The following is a 19,504-nucleotide window of genomic DNA, read 5'->3' on the forward strand; positions in this document are numbered from 1 at the left end:
CGAATAAGGTCCAGCATCCAGCCTAGTCCCCGGGGCGCGACACCGTAACTTCACCGGACACAGCAACGTTGAGGAGAGCCCCGCCCTTGCTTCCCGGCGCGCGGACGTTAAGACTGGGACAGGAGCGCACCCCTGCAATCGGCCTGTGAGGAGTACCCGAATGACTACTGGGCAAGCAACGATCCTCGCGACATCCGGCGGCTACAAGCCAGGTGAGCGGACCAGGATCGAGTTCAATCACCTGATGCATTACGCAGTGGAGCTGTCCGGCGCTTCCGGCCGCGCTCCCCGGGTGACACACATCGGCACAGCATCCGGTGACCAGCGCTGGTGGGCTGCGGAAATGGACCAGGCAGCGCGTATTGCGGGGTTCGATTTCAGTCATCTCAACCTCTTCACCATGCCTAACATCGAGGACCCGGAAGAGCACCTCCTGGAGCAGGACGTTGTGTGGGTAAACGGTGGTTCGGTGGTGAACTTGCTGGCCGTTTGGCGGGCACATGGACTGGACGGAATCTTGCGGAAGGCCTGGGAACGCGGAGTGGTGCTGGCTGGCGTCTCAGCGGGTTCCATCTGTTGGTATCAAGGTGGTGTGACCGACTCCTTTGGTCCGGAACTCAAACCTGTCAGCAATGCGCTAGGCTTCCTCCCTTATGCCAACGGCGTCCACTACGACTCCGAACTGCGGCGTGCGCCGGCCATCCACAAGCTGGTGGCCAACGGCACGCTCGGCGAGACCCACTGCACGGACGACGGCGTCGGGCTGGTTTATCGGGGAACGGAACTTGTGGAGGTGGTGTCCGAGGTGAAGAACAAGGCTGCCTTCCGGGTGACCGCCGGCGCCGGTGAGAGCGTGGACGCTGTTGCTGTGGAGGAACGGTTGGAGCCACGTTTCCTTGGCTGATCCTTACCTGCATGACTTGTCCTTGTTGACGGCTGTTGAGCTCCGCGACGCGCTGGCTGCGGGGGAACTCTCTGCCCGAGAGTCCGCCGAGCATTTTCTTCGGGTGATCGAATCGCGGAACAAGCAGCTGGGCGCCTTTGTCACCGTCACAGCCGAGCAGGCGCTCAAGGACGCCGAGGCTGCAGACGGGCTGCACGCGCGCCTGACCCGGGAGGGACGCCGCGAAGAGCTCCCCGCCCTTCACGGCATGCCCATCGCGTTCAAGGACCTCACCGATGTTGCCGGAGTTCGCACCACGCACGGCAGCGCAGCCCTTGAGCACAAGCCGGCGCCGGAGGACGGCGCTCTCGCGGCAACCTTGAAAGGGCAGGGTGTCATCTCACTGGGCAAGACCCAAGTTCCGGAATTCGGACTCACGGCCTACAGCGAAAACCGGGTGGCGCCGCCGTCGCGTAATCCGCATGCCTTGGGACGCAGCTCCGGCGGATCCTCGGGCGGTAGCGCCGCCGCCGTGGCTGCGGGACTTGTTCCCTTTGCGCCGGGGACCGACGGCGGTGGCTCCATCCGGATTCCAGCAGGTGCCTGCGGACTGGTGGGGCTGAAGCCGGGACGGGGCGTGGTGCCATCGGGCGCGAGCGCGGGCGATGCCGCCAAGTTGGTGGTTGCCGGGCCGCTCGCCCGGACCGCGGCAGACGCAGCGCTGCTGATGGACGCGCTGGTCCCCCGGGATCACGCGCCCGACGGCGGATACCTCGCCAATGTGGGGTTGGCGCCGGATCCCCTGAGCATCGGCGTGAGTTTGGACAGCCCCTGGGCTGGCGTGTATCCGTTCGAGATCGCGCCGGAAGCGATGGACGCCCTCATGCTGGGGGCGAAGCTGCTTGAAAAAGCCGGCCATCACGTCAGCGAAGCCGACATCCGGTATGACAACCGCTATCCCGAATCATTCACCACGGCCTGGACTGCCGGCGTCGGGAGTGCCCGGATAGCACCCCAGCGCGAAGCCTTGCTGACGCCGTTGACCCGCACCTTCCGGCGTCGGGCGCAACAGCGGAGCGCCTTGAAGGTCAATGAAGCGCTGAGATTCCTGCGGCAGTTCGAGCACGATACCGTGGCGCAGTACGCGGAGTGGGACCTGATCCTCATGCCCACTTTGGCGCAGACACCGCGGCCGATCGGCTGGTTCACGGGCGGCGGGCACAGCGGTGAACAATGGCCGAGCGAGTGGGCCGGCGATGCTGACGAGGACTACAAACGGCAGTGTGAGTATGCACCGTGGTCCTCCATGGTGAACGTGTGCGGGCTCCCGGCCATCAGCATTCCGGTGCACACAACGCCGGGTGGCCTGCCGATGGGTATTCAGTTGATTGGCAAGCCCGGATCTGAACTGTTGCTTCTCCAGCTCGCAGCAGTCCTCGAGACCCACTAAGACCCGCGTCTAACATATGGAAAGTGGTTGCCCCGGGCATTCATCGATGTGACAATGCCCGCAGTCAGTGCCAGCATTGAGAAAATGAGCACACCTCAAACCACGGCTGAGCCCGCAAAGCCAGCGGGCGATACGTCATTCTTCGGCCACCCAAAGATGTTGGCCAGCCTCTTCTCCGTGGAAATGTGGGAGCGATTCTCCTTCTACGGCATGCAGGGAATCCTGCTCTACTACATGTACTTCACCGCCGAGCAGGGCGGACTTTCCATTGACCAGGGGCTCGCCGCTGGTTTGGTGGGCGCGTACGGTGGTGGCGTTTACCTGTCGACGATCCTCGGCGCCTGGCTCGCCGACCGTCTCTTCGGCTCCGAAAAGGTCCTCTTCGGTTCGGCCATCATGATCATGGCGGGCCACATCGCACTGGCCCTCCTGCCGGGCATTCCAGGCCTGATCGCAGGCCTGGTGTTGGTAGGTATTGGCTCCGGCGGCCTGAAAGCGAACGCCACCGCGTTGGTGGGCAGCCTGTATGGCGAGAAGGATGAGCGCCGCGACGCCGGCTTCTCCATCTTCTACATGGGCATCAACCTGGGCGGCCTTATTGGCCCGCTGGTCACCGGCTGGCTGCAGACAAGCTACGGCTTCCACATCGGCTTCGGCGCTGCAGCGGTGGGCATGGCGATCGGCCTGTTCATCTACTCGTTGGGCCGCAAGAGGCTCCCCGAGGAAGCCCACCGCGTTCCCAACCCCCTGCCGGCGAAAGACCGCACCAAGTACGGCCTGATTTTCCTGGCCATCCTGGTTGTCATTGGCGTCCTGCTCGGCACGGGGCTCGTCAACGCCAACAACCTGGCCAGCAGCATGGCCTACGCCGCAATCGGCGCCGCTGTGATCTATCTGTTCCTGATCTTCCGCAGCCCGCTGGTCACCGGCGTGGAGCGCAAGCGCGTTATCGCCTTCATCCCCTTGTTCGTCGCATCGGCCGGGTTCTGGGCACTGTTCCAGCAGCAGTTCACCTTCATCGCCGTGTACTCGCAGGAGAAGCTGGACCGCAACCTGTTCGGCTGGGAAATGCCGGCGGCCTGGGTCCAGTCCATCAACCCGGTGTTCATCATCATTTTCGCCGGTGTCATGGCTGCCCTCTGGACCAAGCTGGGCTCCAAACAGCCCAGCTCACCGCTGAAGTTCTCCGCGGGCCTGTTGATCATGGGCCTGGCATTCCTGGCGTTCATCCCGCTGGCCGGCGAGGGCAAGACCCCGCTGCTGGCGCTGGTGGGCATCCTGTTCATGTTCACCTTGGCAGAGCTGTTCCTCTCCCCCATCGGCCTGTCCGTGAGCACCAAGCTCGCACCCAAGGCCTTCCACACCCAGATGGTGGCGCTGTTCTTCCTGTCCGTCTCGCTCGGCACCACACTGGCCGGCATCCTCGCCGGGCTCTACAACCCCGAGGATGAACTCCCGTACTTCCTGGGGATCGGCGGCGTGGCAGTTGTCTTGGCCGTTGGCTTGGCTGCGGCCTCGCCGGCAATCAAGAAGCTGATGGGCGGCGTCCGCTAGCCCGCTCGCCTAACGGCACGCAATTAACGACGGCGACCCTTGCGCCCGGTGGGATTCCCACCTGACGCAAGGGTCGCCGTCGTACGTGCACTAGTAGTTGTAGCGGCTTCCGCTGCTTGCGGCACCAACGCCAATGATGAAGATGATGAAGATGACCGCCAGAGCGATGCCGAGGTAGCCCATCACCAAACCGGCGATCGCCATGCCCTTGCCGGCGGGCTCACGCTTCAGGGCGAGGTGGCCCAGAATCACTGCGGCGATCTGCGGGAGGATGAAGAAGCCGAAGCCAATGTACACGGCGATGCCGCAGCACATGCTGGCAATGCTCAGGCCCTTGGGCTCGGCCTGCATGGCGTAGTAGGCGGGCTGGCCGTAGGGTGACTGCGGCTGGCCGTAGGGTGACTGCGGCTGACCGTAGGGTTGCTGGCCGTATGGCTGCTGGTTGAACGCTTGCTGCTGGTACGGGCTCGGCGGCTGACCGTAGGGCGAAGGGGGCTGCTGGCTGTAATCGCCCGGCGTGTATGGGCTCTGCCCGGGCGCGCCCTGCTCGTAGGGCGGGAGCGGCTGGGTGGCGTTGGCGCCGTACCCAGGTGCGCCCTGTTCAGGTGCATTTTCGGCGGACGGGCCCTGGCTGGGCGTGCCCGGCTCGGGCGCGCTGAACTGTGCGGGCGGGACGTACTGCGGCGGCTCGTAGCCCGCGGGCTTGTCCTCGTTGTCCTTGGATGGCTGGTCTGACATAGGTATCCCCCTGGATCTGGTCTTTGGTCCCAACACTACCGCCGCCGGGGGCGGCACATAAGGTAGCGCGTGCCCCGCGTGTGTGCCACCACTGCGAGGAGGGTCACATTCATGCATACGCATGGAATATTTTCGAGCCGGACTTGGTTTTCGGTAATAGCGACCTCAACATCGCTCACCAACGAAATCTGCGGGACCCGTCCCGCAAAGGAGGAATCATGGGTAACTTCGAAGGCAAAACCGCGCTCGTCACCGGCGGGGGCTCCGGCCTCGGGGAAGCAATCAGCAAGGACCTCGCGAAGAACGGCGTCAACGTAGTCGTTGTGGACGTCAATCTCGACGCCGCCACACGGGTGGCCGGAGAGATCACGGCCGACGGCGGCAGGGCAGTACCGTTCCAAGGCAACACAGCTGTGACCGAGGACAGCAAGAAGGCAGTCGACTTCGCAGTGGAGACCTACGGTGCGCTCAACTACGCCGTCAACAACGCCGGCATCGGCGGGGCCAGCGCTCCTGTGGGAGAAATCGACATCGAAGACTGGGACCGGGTCATCGCCATTAACTTGAGCGGCGTCCTCTACGGAATGCGCTACCAAGTCCCGGCCATCCTTGCCGCAGGCGCATCCGAGGGTGCCATTGTGAACATGGCCTCCATTCACGGTGCCGTGGCCGCCCCCGGCAACGCCGCGTACACCGCAGCCAAGCACGGCGTAGTGGGCATGACCAAAAATGCTGCTGCTGAATACGGAGCCCAGGGGCTTCGGGTCAATGCGGTTGGACCCGGCTACATCGATACTCCGCTGTTGGCTGCAGCGCCGAAGGAGGTCATCAGCGGTCTCGAAGCAAAGCACCCGCTTGGCCGACTGGGCACGGCGGAGGAGATCGCGAACGTCACAACGTTCCTCCTTTCCGACAAGGCCAGCTTCATGACCGGCTCTTATGTACTCGTCGATGGCGGCTACACCGCCGTCTAGCTGCTGTTGTCGCCCCCGCCGCGTTGTTCGCTACCGTTACCCCCGATCGCACCCGTAACCTCTGGAGCGAATGGCGCGAAAGGGTGCGCCGCGGGTCAACGAGTGGCGCGCCAGGCGGGAACGGGTGCACCCCGGTGCGGTCTGAACGGGGAATGAATCTTTGCTGACTTGGCGGTTTTTGTCCTGACGTAACAACGCCATTCGGCGTCACAGGGGCCGGATCGGCGGACATTTCGTGTCAGCAGCCCCCATGGTCTGGCATGCTGGACCCCATGGCTAGCCGAGCGGGCACAGTTGCCCTTCCCCAGGACCTTGTTGACATCACAGCCTTGCTGGATGCGTATTTCGACGTAACTCCGGATGTGGGCGACCCTGCCCAGCGCGTGGCGTTTGGTACGTCCGGGCACCGCGGATCCAGCCTGAAGGCGTCCTTCAACGAACCGCACATCCTCGCGATCACGCAGGCAATCGTGGAATACCGTGGCCGCCAGGGCATCACAGGGCCGCTGTTCATCGGCCGCGACACCCACGCCCTCAGTGAGCCGGCACAGAACTCCGCACTGGAAGTACTAGCTGCCAATGGCGTCACCGTCCTCGTGGACGCCCGCCACGCCTACACCCCAACCCCGGCACTGAGCCACGCCATCCTCAAGTACAACCGCGAAGCCGCGCCGGGTACGCCCCAGGCTGATGGAATCGTGGTCACCCCCAGCCACAACCCGCCAGGCGACGGTGGCTTCAAGTACAACCCTCCCCACGGCGGTCCGGCAGACACCGACGCCACCGGATGGATCGCGGACCGCGCCAACCAGCTGCTCGAGAACGGCCTCCGCGGCGTCAAGCGCATGCCGCTGAATGATGCCCTTGCCGCTGACACCACGGGCAAGTTCGACTTCCTCAGCAGTTACGTGGACGATCTCCCTTCCGTGCTGAATCTTGAGGCGATCCGCAACGCCGGCGTCCGCATCGGCGCCGATCCCATGGGTGGCGCCTCTGTGGACTACTGGGGCGAAATCGGCGAGCGCCATCAGCTCAACCTCACTGTTGTGAACCCCACCGTTGATCCGCAGTGGGGTTTCATGACGCTGGATTGGGACGAGAAGATCCGCATGGATTGCTCGTCGCCGTCGGCCATGGCGTCCCTGATCCAGCGTATGGCCGCTGGCGCCGACGGCACCGCCGCCTACGATGTGGCTACTGGTAACGACGCCGACGCCGATCGCCACGGCATCGTGACACCGGACGGCGGTTTGATGAACCCGAACCACTATCTCGCCGTCGCCATCGACTACCTGTACCGGAACCGCAGCGGCTGGAACCCGGAGTCCGTGGTGGGCAAGACGCTTGTTTCTTCCTCGATCATTGACCGCGTTGCGGCCGGGCTGGGCCGCAAGCTGGTTGAGGTTCCGGTTGGCTTCAAGTGGTTCGTCCCGGGGCTTCTGTCCGGCGAAGGTGCGTTCGGCGGCGAAGAGTCTGCCGGCGCATCCTTCAACAAGCTCGATGGCAGTGTGTGGACCACGGACAAGGACGGCATCCTGCTGGCGCTGCTGGCTTCCGAGATCACGGCAGTCACCGGGTCATCTCCTTCGCAGCTCTACAAGGGCCTCACCGATCAGTTCGGCGCACCCGTTTACGCCCGCATTGACGCCGCTGCTACCCGCGAGCAGAAGTCCAAGTTGGGCAAGCTTTCCGCCGCCGATGTCACCGCAACTTCACTGGCCGGCGAAGAGATCACGGCCAAACTCACCGAGGCTCCCGGCAATGGCGCTTCGATTGGCGGCCTGAAGGTTGTCACGGAGAACGCCTGGTTCGCGGCCCGCCCTTCCGGCACCGAGGATGTGTACAAGATCTACGCCGAGTCCTTCAAGGGCGCGGACCACTTGGCGCAGGTGCAGGAAGAAGCGAAGGCGCTGGTAGACGGGGTTATTGCGTAGGGACGGCACGTCGCCTCAGTGGCCCGGAAGATCTCAGTGTCCCAGAAGACGGGCAAACCACCCGCTCTTCCGGGCTCGCTGGGACCCGTCACGATGGCTTGAGCGGGTGGTTTCCGCCCTGTGGTGGGCTGGATCCGCTGGCTTGTGACGGTTCGCAGCCCCGGTGGCCGTCATAGCCAAATGAATATCCCACTCATCTTCACGAATCGTCAGGGAACCTGATCGAATCTTCCACATCGTCGGAATCGGCGTTGAGAGTGAACGCTCACCATGCGAAACGGTCAGGGCTCCGGCACCAGCCGAAGCAGCGGCCAAGTGCGGAACGGCCGCGGTGAACGCGGTGAATACGATGCCGGTGATGAGGGGGAAGAGTGCGGCCCGCATCGCCGATTGGACATCATCCAGGTCCAGCAGCACTGCAGTGCACTTCGGGCATCCGTCCAAATGCGCCCGGACCTTTCGCTCGGATCGTGCGCTGAGGCCTTGACGGGCGTACGCACCGAGCTGGGAAGAGTACTCCTCGCATCCCTTGCCAACGGACGTTGAGATGTGGTTTTGCAGATATGCCTGACGAAGGCCTTCTCTGGCGCGAAGGACCAGTGACGAAACCCCGTTGGGGCTCAGGCCGAGCATCGACGATGCCGCTTTTGGCTTCATTCCTTCAATGTCCACGTACCAGAGAACGGCCTGCCAGCGCTCGGGCAGAGACGTGAAAGCCTGCGCTACAGCTGTGGATTCGAACTCCGCCAGGATTGAATCATGATGATGCTCCGCACTATCCAGGAGATATGACTCAGTGGGCCGGGTCCGGGAGCCTGCTTGATTCGCCTTGTACGCGATTCTCCTTACTGTGGTCAGCAAGTATGCGCGGAAGAATGTGTCAGGGCCCTTTCCTGCAGTGAGGTACTGAAGCACAGCGATAAATGCTTCGGCCACAATGTCCTCGACGTCTGCGACGTTATCGGCTTGCCTGGAGGCTATGTGCAGGGCAATCGAACGATGACGTTCGAACAAGGCCTCAAAGGCTTCGTTATCCCCCGCCCGGACTCGTGAGACCAGCACATCGTCACTGTCATTGGTGGTGGACTCGTCGCAAAATTTGCCGTCCAGTGGAGCTATGTTGCCCATACCAGTCCCCGATTCGGACACGACCCAGGAAACGGATCAAACCGACCATCGGGCAAGGCCTACGGAGCCACTCTGCTGCAGCTCCGACGCGGCGGCCATGTCCAGTCCCGCGCTCCACGGCAAGCCTACGACCAATGCGGGAACGCAAAGACCACGGGCCGACCCTTGGCATGGACTCATGGCCCGAGCGTCCCTTTTTGGTGGTGGCCACACGAAATTGGCGTAGCCCTTCTGGTCTGCCGGGACGCCTGGCATGCCTCGATGTGGGGGATCAGGTCCGGGTGTCCAGCAGCACTCGGAGAACTTGCTCCAGGGGCTCCGTGAGTTGATCGGCGGAGGCTGAAGCCAGGGGCTGCACCTCCGTGGCGGTCCTCAGCATCACCAGACCGAGCATCAGGGCGATGGCCATCTGGGCACGAAGGAGCAAGGGCTGCGACGCGGGGACCTCCGCACTCCACCCTGCTGCGGCAGCGAGTTGTTCGGTGAAGCGTTCCAAGGTCCTGCGGCGGATCGCGTCGGCGTTCTCATCGCCTGATGAACGGAGCAGAAGCAGGAGCTGCAGGGGATCGTCGGCGTTGGGGGCTTCGACGACGTGTGTGAGGAGCCGGGCGATGACCTCGTCAACACTGGCCGCACGAACCCTGGTTTGGGGATCCAGCTCATCAACTGTGCGGTTCATGCATGCCTCGAAGAGGCCCTCTTTGGAGCCGAAGTATCGGTTGATCAACGCGACGTTGACGCCCGCGTCCGCTGCGATGTGGCGAACCGTGGTGGCGCGATAGCCCTCGGTGGCGAAGCGCCTGCGGGCAGCGCGAACCAGCGCACGCCGCGTGACGTCCGCGTCCCGACCCGAGCGGATCAGTTCGTCGTCTGCCACCGATGCCGCGCCGTCGGGAGTCTTTGATTCCTGCACTTCGTTGCCCACTCCCCCACTCTAGCCCGCAAAATACGCAAGTAAACGATTGTTGACATGGGTAACTATCTTGATTTACCGTCTAAGTAATCAATCGTTTACATCCCGAGGAGAAACATGTCCAGCACCATTGAGCGCCCTCAAAGCGCGCCGGCACCGGGTCAGGAGGCTCACCGCAAACGGGGCACCGCGATCATTGCCTATCTCTCCCTGGGTGGCCTGTCCTTCGCCGTCCTGCAGTCGCTCGTGGCGCCGGCCCTTGGCACCATCGGCAAGGATCTCGGTGTCGCAACGAGCGATGCGAGCTGGGTCCTCACGGCCTATCTGCTGTCCGCCTCTGTACTGACCCCGATCCTGGGGCGTCTGGGCGACATGGTGGGTAAGCGGAAAGTCCTCATCGTGGTGCTCTCCCTGCTGTTGGTGGGCACCGTACTGGCAGCCCTGGCGCCGAACCTGACTGTGCTGATCATCGGCCGGGTACTCCAAGGTGCCGCGGGTGCGGTGATGCCCCTATCCATCGGGATCGTGCGCGATGAACTCCCCAAGGAGCGGGTCAGCGTCACCATCGGTTTGCTGTCCGCCATCTTCGGCATCGGCGCCGGTGTTGGAATCGTTGCCGCAGGGCCCATCGTTGAAGCCCTCTCCTGGCACTGGCTGTTCTGGCTGCCTGCCGGACTCGTGCTCATCGCTCTCCTTGGCGCCATCTTCGGAATGCCCGAGTCTCCGGTCAAAACTCCCGGCAAGCTCGACATCCTGGGCACCGGAATCCTTTCGGTGGGCCTGGTTGCCGTGCTGCTCGCGATCAGCGAAGGCCAGACATGGGGGTGGGGCGACGGCAAGACGGTTAGCCTGCTCATCGGTGGCGGCCTCGCCTTGATCGCATTTGTGTTGGTGGAATTGCGAGTGGCAGAACCGCTGATCGACGTACGGCTGTTCCGCAACCGTGGAGTGTGGACCGCCCACATCGTTGCGCTGGCCTTCGGTTTCGCGATGTTCGGCACGTTTGTACTGGTGCCCACTATCCTTCAGCTGCCCACGGTCCTTGGCTACGGCTTTGGAAAGACCGTGAGTGAAGCCGGCATCTACTTGCTGCCGACCGTCGTGGCCATGGTGATTTCCGGCGTCGTTGCAGGCGCACTGATCCGCAAGGTGGGGCCCAAGGTCCCCATGATTCTTGGTGCCGTGGCTGTCACCGTAGCTTTCGTCATTCCCGCACTCGGGCACGGCGAAGAATGGCAGATCGTGGTCTCCGGCATTCTCACCGGCATCGGCATCGGGATGGCCCTCGCGGCGACCTCCAATGCGATCGTTGAGAGTGTGCCCGCAACGCAGACCGGCGAGGCCATCAGCGCCAATACCGTGCTGCGGACCATCGGCAGCAGCATCGGCACGGCCGTCATTGCAGCGCTGATCTCCTCCAACGTCACGCCGCAGGGCGCACCCTCCGATGATGCCTTCACCATCGGCTTCTGGGTTTCGGCAGGGGTTGGCGTACTTGCCCTGCTTGCATCACTGGTGGTCCCGTCGCGCGTGAAGCGCCGCCAGAATGCGGAAGCTGCCGGCATCGACGACTTCGACGAAGCTTCCTAGCCTCCTGAAAAGGCAAATTTGTTAAGGCAAAACGCCCGCTCACTGGAAAGTGAGCGGGCGTTTTTTGCTGCCTAAAAACTTAGACGGTGCGAACAACGTCGTCGTAAGCGAACTTCGGCTTGGCTTCGCCCCAGGCGTCCGGGCCGGGCTGGCCGATGTTGACCACCAGGAAGCTCTTCTGATCGCCGGCCGGGAAGAACTCGGCGTCGATTGCGGAGAAGTCGGCACCGGTCATGGGGCCAGCTGCGAAACCAAGCGAGCGCACAGCCAGGATGAAGTAGCCTGCCTGCAAATGAGCGTTGTTGTTGCCCGTGGCAGCGGCGAAAGCGGGGTCGGCGTCGTACATGGCCTTGGGCGCGCCGTAGGCGGGAAGGAACTTGTCCCACTGACCATGCCAGTCGGTGTCGTAGGACAGGATGGCCACCAGCGGAGCGGATGCGGTCTTCGCCTGATTGCCGCGCGAAAGGGTGTCCACCAGTTTGGCGCGGGCCTCGTCCGAGCGGACGTAGGTCACGCGGAGCGGCTGGGAGTTGAAGGCGGTGGGGCCGAACTTGGTGAGCTCGTAGATGGCGCGGGCCTGCTCGTCGGTGACCTCACCGGCGAAGCTGTTGGCAGTGCGGGCTTCGGCAAAAATGGCGTCGACTGCTGCGGCGTCAATGACTGCTTCTTCGTGGGCGATCGTCATTCGTAAACCTTTCGCTTGGCCCATGCGCTGAACCGGCCGGGCACTTCTGCTTTCCATGGTTCCAACTTCAACTTCCCTTGTCCTCTTCCCGTGACGGCCCGTGACGTTGGGCACAGCGCGTAAATAGGTAGCATCATGAGTACAGGCCGCCGTCCCTTCGGCGAATGCCTGCCAGCCGCGGGAATGACGACACCAGAAGGGGCCTGATGCCTACCTTTCCCCTAGCGTCCCGTCAGCGGGCGCTGGCTGTTCTTGTCCTGCTTCTGGGGATGTTCCTGATGTCAGCAGGGCAGGCTTGGGGCTCTGCGCAGGCTCGACCTTCCGAGCAGCAGCAGCCGGGCGTCGAGGATCCTGGAACGAGGTTCTTCGGCGCCTTGCTGGACTGGGACAAGGACTCAGCCGCCGAATACGCCCAAAGACTCGGCGCGCCCGCGGCACTCTACGGTCAGAACGTGTCCATGCCCATGGACGACGGTGGCCGCGAATACCTGAAAGGCTATTTCTCTCAGATCGCGGACCAAGGCTCGCATGCGCTGCTCACGGTTCGCCCCGGAATTGACCTGAAGGACATCAACGACGACGTCGCGTCCGCTTTTGCCCGCCAGATCACGACGGCGGCTGCTGGCTTTCGGGGGAAGGTCTTCGTCCGCTTCGCACCGGAAATGAACGCGCCGTGGGTCAGTTGGGGCCAGGAGCCGGAAGCTTACCGGGCCGCTTTCGACAAAGTTGCTGCCGCGCTCAGGGCCACCCTGCCGGATCCCGTGATGGTGTGGTCTCCGACAGCCGAAAAGGATTACCCCTTCCAAATAGCAACGTCCACCCCACCCAAGGGTGTGCCCTTGGCCTCGGTGGACACCAGCGGGAACGGCGTGTGGGACCAGGACGATTCCGCCTTTGAGCCGTACTACCCCGGCGATGACGTAGTGGACTGGGTGGGGCTGTCCGTCTATCACGACACCACGGGCGCCGGCGCGGCAAGCAATACCCTGCCGACGGCGGGCGAGTTCAATGACGCGCTGCATGCGTCCAGTGCCGGGGCCTCCAGTAGCGCCGGAACGGACAATTTTTACAGCACCTACGTACAAGCCCGCAGCAAGCCGCTCATGGTTGAAACCGGGGCCTTCTTCTCGCCTGGGATGGGTGGCGCGGCTGAGCTGGATGTCAAGCAAACGTGGTGGCACCAGGTGTTCGCCTCGGTGGCGGAACCCGGCAATGGGGCTGTCCGGGCAGTGGTCTGGAACGAAACCACTGATGTACGCGAACCGGGCCGGGTCTCCATCGACTGGAGGACCACTGCGGAGCCTTCACTGGCGGACCCGTTCCGAACCTCCTTGGACACCTCAGGCCTCACCATAGGGTCCGTTACTGAGAAGGGCTTGGAGAACGTGCCCGGCGTTGAAGCTCCGCAGCCGAAGACGGGGACCGTCATCCAGGGCGGGGCCGCGTGGACTTCGGCCGGGTCTGTGCTGGTAGCTGTCGCGGCGTTGTGGCTGTTGTCCTCCCGGGCCTTCGCCAACAAATGGGCCTACACCGGCACGGGCAAGCGTGATGCGCGGATAGACATGCTCCGGGGCCTGGCAATCGTGTTTGTGGTGGTCAACCACGTGGGCATCAACTCCGTATTCCAACTGCTGAGCCAAGAGACCTTGGGGGTGGTTTCCGGGGCGGAGCTTTTCGTGATGCTCTCCGGGGTAGTTCTGGGCATGGTGTACGGGCCCCGCATCGCCACCGAACTCGGTGACGTGGTCGATGGGACCACCAAGCGTGCCTGGAAGCTGTATTTCACAGCACTTGCCGTGGTCCTGATCGTGTACGGGCTCAGCCTGCTTCCCTTCATCAACGCCGCGGCGGTCACAACCTTTACCGATCAAGGAACCGGCGGGGCAGGACGCGCAGCTGCGGGCACAACGTACGACCTCTACGCCGGAATGGAGGGACTGCTCCAGTTCCCCGTCCCGCAGGGGCTCATCCCGGCCCTGCTCTTGCTGCAGGTTGGACCGTGGCAGTTCAACATCATGGGGCTTTACGTGGTCCTGCTGCTCATCAGCCCGCTAATCCTCGTGGCGCTTTCCCGCGGGTTCACGTGGCTGGTCCTCACCCTCAGCGTTGGCCTCTACATTGCAGGATCAGTCTTCCGCTTCCGTCTGCTGCCCTCGCAGTTCGAGGATTCCTTCCCGCTCCTCGTCTGGCAGCTTCTGTTCGTTGTGGGGATGACCGCCGGGTTCTATCGCCGTCAGATCATTGAGTGGTTCGGCGACCCGCGGCGACGCCTCCTTCTCGGATTGTGTATTTTCCTGGCAGCAGCCTGTGCTGTCTTCTCTTGGAGCGGCCCCTATCTGACCAATCAGCTGGACGTTCGGCTCGCGCTGATCCCTGAGACGACGTTCCGGTTTGTCTACGACACCTTCTTCAGCCGGACTTACCTTGGGCCAGGACGGGTGCTCAACGTCTTCCTCATCACCATCGCCTTGTACGCGTTGTTGAGCGCTTTCTGGAAGCCGCTGTCACGCGCGGTCGGCTGGTTCTTCATCCCCCTGGGCCAAGCTACGCTCTACGTGTTCATCATGCATGTGTTCTTCATTGTGGCCATTGCCAATATCCCTGCTTTGCGGGACGGAAACCTCTGGCTGAACACGGCCGTGTACGTCGTGTTGCTCGCCACGCTGTGGGTGATGGTCAAAACCAAGTTCCTCTTCCGGCTGGTTCCACGCTAAGGAGGCCACTACCGCCGCATACGGGTGGGCATTTGGCGGTAATGTTGCACCGAATCCCATAACTCTTCTGAGGAAGGCCCCGCCATGAGCATGCTCGGCACCAAATGGAAGCTCCACGGCAACGGCAAGTCCATCCGCCCCGGCCACGTGGTGGCTCCCGACGAGCGGCTGGCTTGGCCCCTGACCATCGGCATCGGCATGCAGCACGTGGTTGCCATGTTCGGCGCCACCTTCCTGGTCCCCATCATCACGGGCATGCCGCCGGCAACCACCCTGCTCTTCTCGGGCATCGGCACGCTGCTGTTCCTAGTGATCACCAGGGGCCGCGTGCCCAGCTACCTGGGTTCCAGCTTCGCGTTCATCGCCCCCATCATGGCGTCCCAGCAGCAGTACGGCGTGAGTGGCGCGTTGGGCGGCGTGGTGCTTGCCGGCGTCGTACTGGCGCTTATTGGTGCGGTAGTCCAGAAGTTCGGCGCCGAGTGGATCAACCGGCTCATGCCGCCGATCGTTACCGGCGCGATTGTGGCGCTGATCGGCCTGAACTTGGCTCCGGCCGCGAAGGCGAACTTCGACCTCGCACCCGTTACCGCGCTGATCACGCTGGTGACGATCATCCTGGTTTCTGTTCTTTTCCGCGGAATTCTGGGGCGCTTGAGCATCCTGGTGGGTGTTGTGGTGGGGTACCTTGTGGCGATGATGCGCGGCGAGGTGTCCTACGAAAAGATGGACGCCGCCGCGTGGATTGGCCTGCCGCTGTTCCAGACGCCCGAATTCCACATCGGCGTAGTGGGGCTGTTCGTGCCCGTGGTGCTGGTTCTCGTGGCTGAAAACGTAGGGCATGTGAAGTCGGTGGCCGCGATGACCGGCCAGAACCTCGACGGCGTTTCCGGCCGCGCGCTGATGGCCGACGGCGCCGCGACCGTACTTGCCGGGTTCGGCGGCGGTTCCGGTACCACGACTTATGCGGAGAACATTGGCGTTATGGCCGCTACCAAGGTCTACTCGACGGCGGCCTACTGGGTGGCCGGTATCTTCGCCATCCTGCTGAGCTTCTCCCCGAAATTCGGCGAACTGATCGCCACCGTCCCCGCCGGTGTCCTGGGCGGCGCTGCGACCATGCTGTACGGCATGATCGGTGTGCTCGGCGTGAAGATCTGGGTGCAGAACAAGGTCAACTTCTCCAACCCGATCAACCTGACCACCGCTGCTGTTGCTCTGATTATCGGCATTGCTGACTACACCTGGACCATTGGCGAGCTGAAGTTCACCGGCATCGCCCTTGGTTCCGCGGCCGCCCTGGTGATTTACCACGGCATGAAGGGGCTGGCTCGCTGGCGCGGGACCGTCGCTGAGCCGGAAACCGAGACGGCCGGGCTGCCGCCTGCGGTGAAGTCGGCGATGAACGCTGCGGCTAAGCGGGGCGGGAAGAAGGGGAAGTAGGGGCAATCCGGACAGTCCACGTCCCCGGATTCCGGACACGCGTCCCCCGGCAAACTCACACCCCCACCTCCTCCAGGAATGCCGCCCGCCGCTGCAGCACGTCTTTCGGATCCCACCCCGGACCGGGCATCGAGGAGATCAGCAGCTTCGAGTAACTGTGCTCCGGCGCATTCAGCACTCGTCCCGTAGGCCCCTGCTCCATGATGGACCCCCGATACATGACCAGCACGTCGTCGGTGACCTCGGAAACCACGGCGAGGTCGTGGCTCACGAACAACAGTGCAATGCCCGAAGAAGCCCGGATCTCGTTCAACAGTGCCAGGATCTGCGCCTGGACCGAGACATCCAAAGCTGACACAGCCTCGTCCAGCACCATCACCGACGGCTCGATCGCCAGGCACCGGGCGATCGCCACCCGCTGCCGCTGACCACCGCTGAGTTGATGCGGCTTGGAATCACCGTGCTTGGCCAACAAACCCACCTGATCAAGCAGCTCAGCCACCCGGGCAGCCCCGGAAGTAAGCCCGTGCAACTTCATCGCCTGGTCCAAACACTGCGCCACAGTGAGGCGACGATCCAGTGAGCCGTATGGATCCTGGAACACCATCTGGATTTCCTTGGCACGCCGCAGGCGGGCTGCACGTCCCCGTTCCCGCGTCCCGAGCTGCCGTCCCCGCACGTGGATACTGCCGGCGTCGGGCGCTTCAAGGCCCACCAACATACGGGCGATAGTGCTCTTACCCGAACCCGACTCCCCCACCAACCCCATGGAGCCGCCCGGCGGGATGACGAAGCTGACGTTGTTGCACGCAACCACGTTGCCCGCACCCACGCGGAATGCCTTCTGCAGACCCGCGACCTCCAGAACGTGACCGGTCATGATGCCCTGCTTTCTGAAGTGGGAAGATGGCCGATGGCCGGGACGGCTGCCAACAACTGCCGGGTGTATTCGTGTTGCGCGCCGTGGAAGAGGTCCCTGCCGCGCAGTTCTTCCACAATCCGCCCCCGGTACATCACGTACACGCGGTCGCAGTAGGCGGCGGCCAGATGGAGATCGTGGGTGATGAGCAGGACTCCCAAGCCGCGCCGCGACTGAAGGTCACGCAGAATTGCCAGGACTTCAGCCTGCGTGGTCACGTCCAGGGCGCTCGTGGCTTCGTCCGCCAGCAGCAGTTTCGGCTGACCGGTGAGCGCGGCAGCTATAACAACGCGCTGGAGCATGCCACCGGAAAGCTCGTGCGGATATTGACGCATCCGCTCTTCCGGCTGACGGATTCCCACAGCCTCAAGAAGCTCCAGCCCAGCGGCCGCAGCCTCGGAGCGACTCACGCCCAGCACATGAACCAGCCGCTCCGTCAGAGAGTCACCAATCCTTCTGACCGGATTGAGCGCAGCGCGGGGATCCTGATGGATCATGGCAACTTCCGAGGATCGAACCCTGTGAAGATCAGCGCGGGACGCAGCAAGAACCTCTGTCTCGCCCACCGTGATGGAGCCTTCGACGGCGGCCGTTTCGGGATACAGCCTCAGCACGGCTCGCGCTGTGGTGGACTTTCCCGAACCGGACTCGCCTACCAGTCCCACCACTTCCCCGGCGTCAACGGTGAGACTCACGTCATCAAGGATCGGGTTCACCAGGCCGTTCGCGGTGATCGTCAGGCTGAGATTTTCTATGTCGAGCAGCATTTTCCTACCTCTCAAACCGTGAGTTCAGGCGGTCGGACAACCTCACGCCCACAACGTTGACGGCCACCACAACGGCAGCGATGGCTGCGCCGGGAACCAGCGTCGGCCAGATGTGGCCTTGAATGATGCCGGACTGGCCTTCCTGGACCATGAGCCCCCATTCAGAGCTGGGCGGTTGGGCGCCGAAGCCCAGGAAGCTGAGCGTTGCCAGGCTCATGAGCCCTTCACCGAAGAGCACTACCAGGTAGCCCAGGAGCGGCGGAGTCAGGTTGGGGATGATGTACCGGACGCAGAGGAAGAAGCCGCCCACACCCTGCACCCGATACGCGTCCACATACGGCCGGGCCATCTCTGCGAGCGCCAGGGATCGGGTGAACTTGGCAATGACGGGGGCGTAGGCCAATGCGAGGGCGACGATGGCCGTCGCCGGTCCTTTGCCGAACACGGCGATCACCAGCACTACGAACAGGAGGCCGGGGAAAGCGAACATCACGTCGGTGATGCGAGCCAGCACCACGTCTATCCAGCCGCCGTTCCATGCGGCAACGGTTCCGATGGTCACACCAAAAACCGTAGCCAACGCCAGCAGGGCCAGCGGTCCGAGGAGTGATTCGCGGGCGCCGTGGATGAGCCGGGAGAACAAGTCCTGGCCCACTTGGTCGGTGCCGAGCAAGTGGGCGCCGCCCGGCGCCTGCCAGATTGCGGTGAAGTCCACCGCGTTGGCGGCATAGGGAGCCACCCACGGCGCCAGCAGTGCCGCGGCCACCACAACAATGAGGAAGCCAAGGCTCACCAGATACGCAACGTCGCGCTTCTTCCTGCCGATAACCGGGGTGGACGCCAACGTGGACGTCGAGAGGGAGCTCATGATTTCTTGTCCTTTGCCTTGATGCGCGGATCAAGCAGCGGGTGTACCAGGTCCACCAGCGTGGTCACCACCATGTACGTGATCACCATGTAGAGGAGCACGGCCTGCACCACAGGGAAGTCGTGGGTGTTGATGGCGTCCACCAGCAGCTTGCCTACGCCGCTGATGCCAAAGACGCTTTCGACGACGACGGTTCCGGCCAGCATGCTGGCCACCACAAGCGCCACCATGGTGAGGATGGGTCCCCAGGCGTTGCGCAGGACGTGCCGTCGGATCAGTTTGGCCGGAGCCAACCCGAAACTCCGGGCCGCTTCCACGTGGTCCATGGATAGCTGCTCCACCATGGATTGCCGGGTCACCCGGCTGACGATGGCGACGGCGCCGACGGCCAGTGCCACTGCGGGCAGCGCAAGGTGGTGCAGCCGGTCCAGGAAGCCTTCGCCAGCACCGGAAACGGGGAACCATCCCAGTTGCACGGAGAAGATGGACACCAACAGAAGCCCGATCACGAATGAAGGAACGGAGGCCGCGAGCGTGGTGGCTGCCGTGATGGTGGAGTCAGTCTTCTTGCCTTGGCGCAGCGCGGACAGGATGCCCAGTCCGACGCCGGCCACGATGAACAGCACGGAGGCGATGGCTACCAAGCCCAAGGTTGCTGGAAGTCGTGTGGCCATCAGCTCGGCTACCGGTTGGTGATACTGGAAGGACGTGCCGAGGTTGCCGACGAAGGCTTGGGATGCCCACAGCCAGTACTGAACTACCAGCGGCTGATCCAGGTTGTATTGTGCCTTTACTTCAGCGACCCGTTCGGGGGTGATGTTCTCCGGGTTGCCGATCAGGAAGGTGACCGGATCCCCCGGCGCCGCATACATTGCGGCGAAGATGACGAACGAGCTCACCACCAAGGTCAGGATCATTCCCGCGATGCGGGTTGCTGCACGAATCAT

16 protein-coding genes are annotated in these 19,504 nt (G+C 63.3%); 8 read left to right on the top strand and 8 right to left on the bottom strand.

Annotation, left to right across the window (positions count from 1 at the left end):
- The first annotated feature begins 160 nt into the window (after positions 1-160).
- From CQ020_RS06640 to CQ020_RS06650, 3 genes are read left to right on the top strand one after another with little or no spacing between them, the layout of a single operon-like run.
- A complete protein-coding gene (locus tag CQ020_RS06640) occupies positions 161-904 on the top strand; it encodes a peptidase E (RefSeq protein WP_105568159.1) in 744 nt (247 codons plus the stop codon).
- Complete coding sequence (locus tag CQ020_RS06645) at positions 897-2,333, top strand: amidase (RefSeq protein WP_105691117.1); 1,437 nt, start codon at positions 897-899, stop codon at positions 2,331-2,333. Before CQ020_RS06640 ends, CQ020_RS06645 begins: the two co-directional genes overlap by 8 nt.
- Positions 2,334-2,387: 54 nt before the next feature.
- Entirely contained in the window at positions 2,388-3,887 is a 1,500-nt protein-coding gene (locus CQ020_RS06650; protein WP_105691118.1) for a peptide MFS transporter, read from the top strand.
- A gap of 90 nt (positions 3,888-3,977) precedes the next feature.
- Here the strand turns inward: CQ020_RS06650 and CQ020_RS06655 are convergent, their stop codons facing one another.
- Positions 3,978-4,625, bottom strand: coding sequence for a DUF4190 domain-containing protein (locus CQ020_RS06655; RefSeq protein ID WP_105691119.1), 648 nt, complete (start codon positions 4,623-4,625; stop codon positions 3,978-3,980).
- Positions 4,626-4,843: 218 nt separating this feature from the next.
- Here CQ020_RS06655 and CQ020_RS06660 point away from each other — a divergent pair, with 218 nt between their 5' ends.
- Positions 4,844-5,599: an SDR family NAD(P)-dependent oxidoreductase gene (locus CQ020_RS06660; RefSeq protein WP_105691120.1), complete on the top strand. Its 756-nt coding sequence runs from the start codon at positions 4,844-4,846 to the stop codon at positions 5,597-5,599.
- A gap of 272 nt (positions 5,600-5,871) precedes the next feature.
- Complete coding sequence (pgm, locus tag CQ020_RS06665) at positions 5,872-7,533, top strand: phosphoglucomutase (alpha-D-glucose-1,6-bisphosphate-dependent) (protein WP_258141742.1); 1,662 nt, start codon at positions 5,872-5,874, stop codon at positions 7,531-7,533.
- A gap of 33 nt (positions 7,534-7,566) precedes the next feature.
- Here the strand turns inward: pgm and CQ020_RS06670 are convergent, their stop codons facing one another.
- The gene (locus CQ020_RS06670; RefSeq protein WP_105691122.1) at positions 7,567-8,661 is read right to left on the bottom strand and encodes a sigma-70 family RNA polymerase sigma factor; all 1,095 of its coding nucleotides are present in this window, start codon (positions 8,659-8,661) and stop codon (positions 7,567-7,569) included.
- Between the two features lie 271 nt (positions 8,662-8,932).
- Entirely contained in the window at positions 8,933-9,586 is a 654-nt protein-coding gene (locus CQ020_RS06675; RefSeq protein ID WP_219844476.1) for a TetR/AcrR family transcriptional regulator, read from the bottom strand.
- A gap of 105 nt (positions 9,587-9,691) precedes the next feature.
- Here CQ020_RS06675 and CQ020_RS06680 point away from each other — a divergent pair, with 105 nt between their 5' ends.
- On the top strand, positions 9,692-11,164 hold the full coding sequence (locus tag CQ020_RS06680; RefSeq protein ID WP_105691123.1) for an MFS transporter: 1,473 nt from the start codon (positions 9,692-9,694) through the stop codon (positions 11,162-11,164).
- A gap of 79 nt (positions 11,165-11,243) precedes the next feature.
- On the opposite strand, the gene CQ020_RS06685 is transcribed toward CQ020_RS06680, so the two are convergent.
- The gene (locus CQ020_RS06685) at positions 11,244-11,849 is read right to left on the bottom strand and encodes a malonic semialdehyde reductase (protein ID WP_105691124.1); all 606 of its coding nucleotides are present in this window, start codon (positions 11,847-11,849) and stop codon (positions 11,244-11,246) included.
- A gap of 206 nt (positions 11,850-12,055) precedes the next feature.
- On the opposite strand from CQ020_RS06685, the gene opgC reads away from it, so the two are divergent.
- Together opgC and CQ020_RS06695 are read left to right on the top strand one after the other, a co-directional pair.
- Entirely contained in the window at positions 12,056-14,563 is a 2,508-nt protein-coding gene (gene opgC / locus CQ020_RS06690) for an OpgC domain-containing protein (protein ID WP_105691125.1), read from the top strand.
- An 84-nt stretch (positions 14,564-14,647) separates the two neighbouring features.
- Complete coding sequence (locus CQ020_RS06695; RefSeq protein ID WP_105691126.1) at positions 14,648-16,003, top strand: uracil-xanthine permease family protein; 1,356 nt, start codon at positions 14,648-14,650, stop codon at positions 16,001-16,003.
- 55 nt (positions 16,004-16,058) lie between these two features.
- Here the strand turns inward: CQ020_RS06695 and CQ020_RS24440 are convergent, their stop codons facing one another.
- From CQ020_RS24440 to CQ020_RS06715, 4 genes are read right to left on the bottom strand one after another with little or no spacing between them, the layout of a single operon-like run.
- Positions 16,059-16,883 carry an ABC transporter ATP-binding protein gene (locus CQ020_RS24440; protein WP_105691127.1) on the bottom strand — a complete coding sequence of 275 codons (825 nt, stop codon included), beginning with the start codon at positions 16,881-16,883 and terminating at the stop codon, positions 16,059-16,061.
- On the bottom strand, positions 16,880-17,689 hold the full coding sequence (locus CQ020_RS24445; RefSeq protein ID WP_105691128.1) for an ABC transporter ATP-binding protein: 810 nt from the start codon (positions 17,687-17,689) through the stop codon (positions 16,880-16,882). Before CQ020_RS24445 ends, CQ020_RS24440 begins: the two co-directional genes overlap by 4 nt.
- A gap of 4 nt (positions 17,690-17,693) precedes the next feature.
- The gene (locus CQ020_RS06710; protein ID WP_105691129.1) at positions 17,694-18,557 is read right to left on the bottom strand and encodes an ABC transporter permease; all 864 of its coding nucleotides are present in this window, start codon (positions 18,555-18,557) and stop codon (positions 17,694-17,696) included.
- Positions 18,554-19,504 carry an ABC transporter permease gene (locus tag CQ020_RS06715; protein WP_105691130.1) on the bottom strand — a complete coding sequence of 317 codons (951 nt, stop codon included), beginning with the start codon at positions 19,502-19,504 and terminating at the stop codon, positions 18,554-18,556. Before CQ020_RS06715 ends, CQ020_RS06710 begins: the two co-directional genes overlap by 4 nt.

Origin of the sequence: Arthrobacter sp. MYb23, assembly GCF_002979775.1 — a bacterium.
In the GTDB taxonomy this organism is placed as follows: Bacteria; Actinomycetota; Actinomycetes; order Actinomycetales; family Micrococcaceae; genus Arthrobacter.

Bases quoted from the DNA above. Each gene is read 5' to 3' on its own strand.
- CQ020_RS06715 (WP_105691130.1), bottom strand. From the start codon at position 19,504: ATGATTCGTGCAGCAACCCGCATCGCGGGAATGATCCTGACCTTGGTG.
- CQ020_RS06695 (WP_105691126.1), top strand. From the start codon at position 14,648: ATGAGCATGCTCGGCACCAAATGGAAGCTCCACGGCAACGGCAAGTCC.
- CQ020_RS06710 (WP_105691129.1), bottom strand. From the start codon at position 18,557: ATGAGCTCCCTCTCGACGTCCACGTTGGCGTCCACCCCGGTTATCGGC.
- CQ020_RS06680 (WP_105691123.1), top strand. From the start codon at position 9,692: ATGTCCAGCACCATTGAGCGCCCTCAAAGCGCGCCGGCACCGGGTCAG.
- CQ020_RS24440 (WP_105691127.1), bottom strand. From the start codon at position 16,883: ATGACCGGTCACGTTCTGGAGGTCGCGGGTCTGCAGAAGGCATTCCGC.
- CQ020_RS06660 (WP_105691120.1), top strand. From the start codon at position 4,844: ATGGGTAACTTCGAAGGCAAAACCGCGCTCGTCACCGGCGGGGGCTCC.
- CQ020_RS24445 (WP_105691128.1), bottom strand. From the start codon at position 17,689: ATGCTGCTCGACATAGAAAATCTCAGCCTGACGATCACCGCGAACGGC.
- CQ020_RS06655 (WP_105691119.1), bottom strand. From the start codon at position 4,625: ATGTCAGACCAGCCATCCAAGGACAACGAGGACAAGCCCGCGGGCTAC.
- CQ020_RS06650 (WP_105691118.1), top strand. From the start codon at position 2,388: ATGCCCGCAGTCAGTGCCAGCATTGAGAAAATGAGCACACCTCAAACC.
- opgC (WP_105691125.1), top strand. From the start codon at position 12,056: ATGCCTACCTTTCCCCTAGCGTCCCGTCAGCGGGCGCTGGCTGTTCTT.
- CQ020_RS06685 (WP_105691124.1), bottom strand. From the start codon at position 11,849: ATGACGATCGCCCACGAAGAAGCAGTCATTGACGCCGCAGCAGTCGAC.
- CQ020_RS06640 (WP_105568159.1), top strand. From the start codon at position 161: ATGACTACTGGGCAAGCAACGATCCTCGCGACATCCGGCGGCTACAAG.
- CQ020_RS06670 (WP_105691122.1), bottom strand. From the start codon at position 8,661: ATGGGCAACATAGCTCCACTGGACGGCAAATTTTGCGACGAGTCCACC.
- pgm (WP_258141742.1), top strand. From the start codon at position 5,872: ATGGCTAGCCGAGCGGGCACAGTTGCCCTTCCCCAGGACCTTGTTGAC.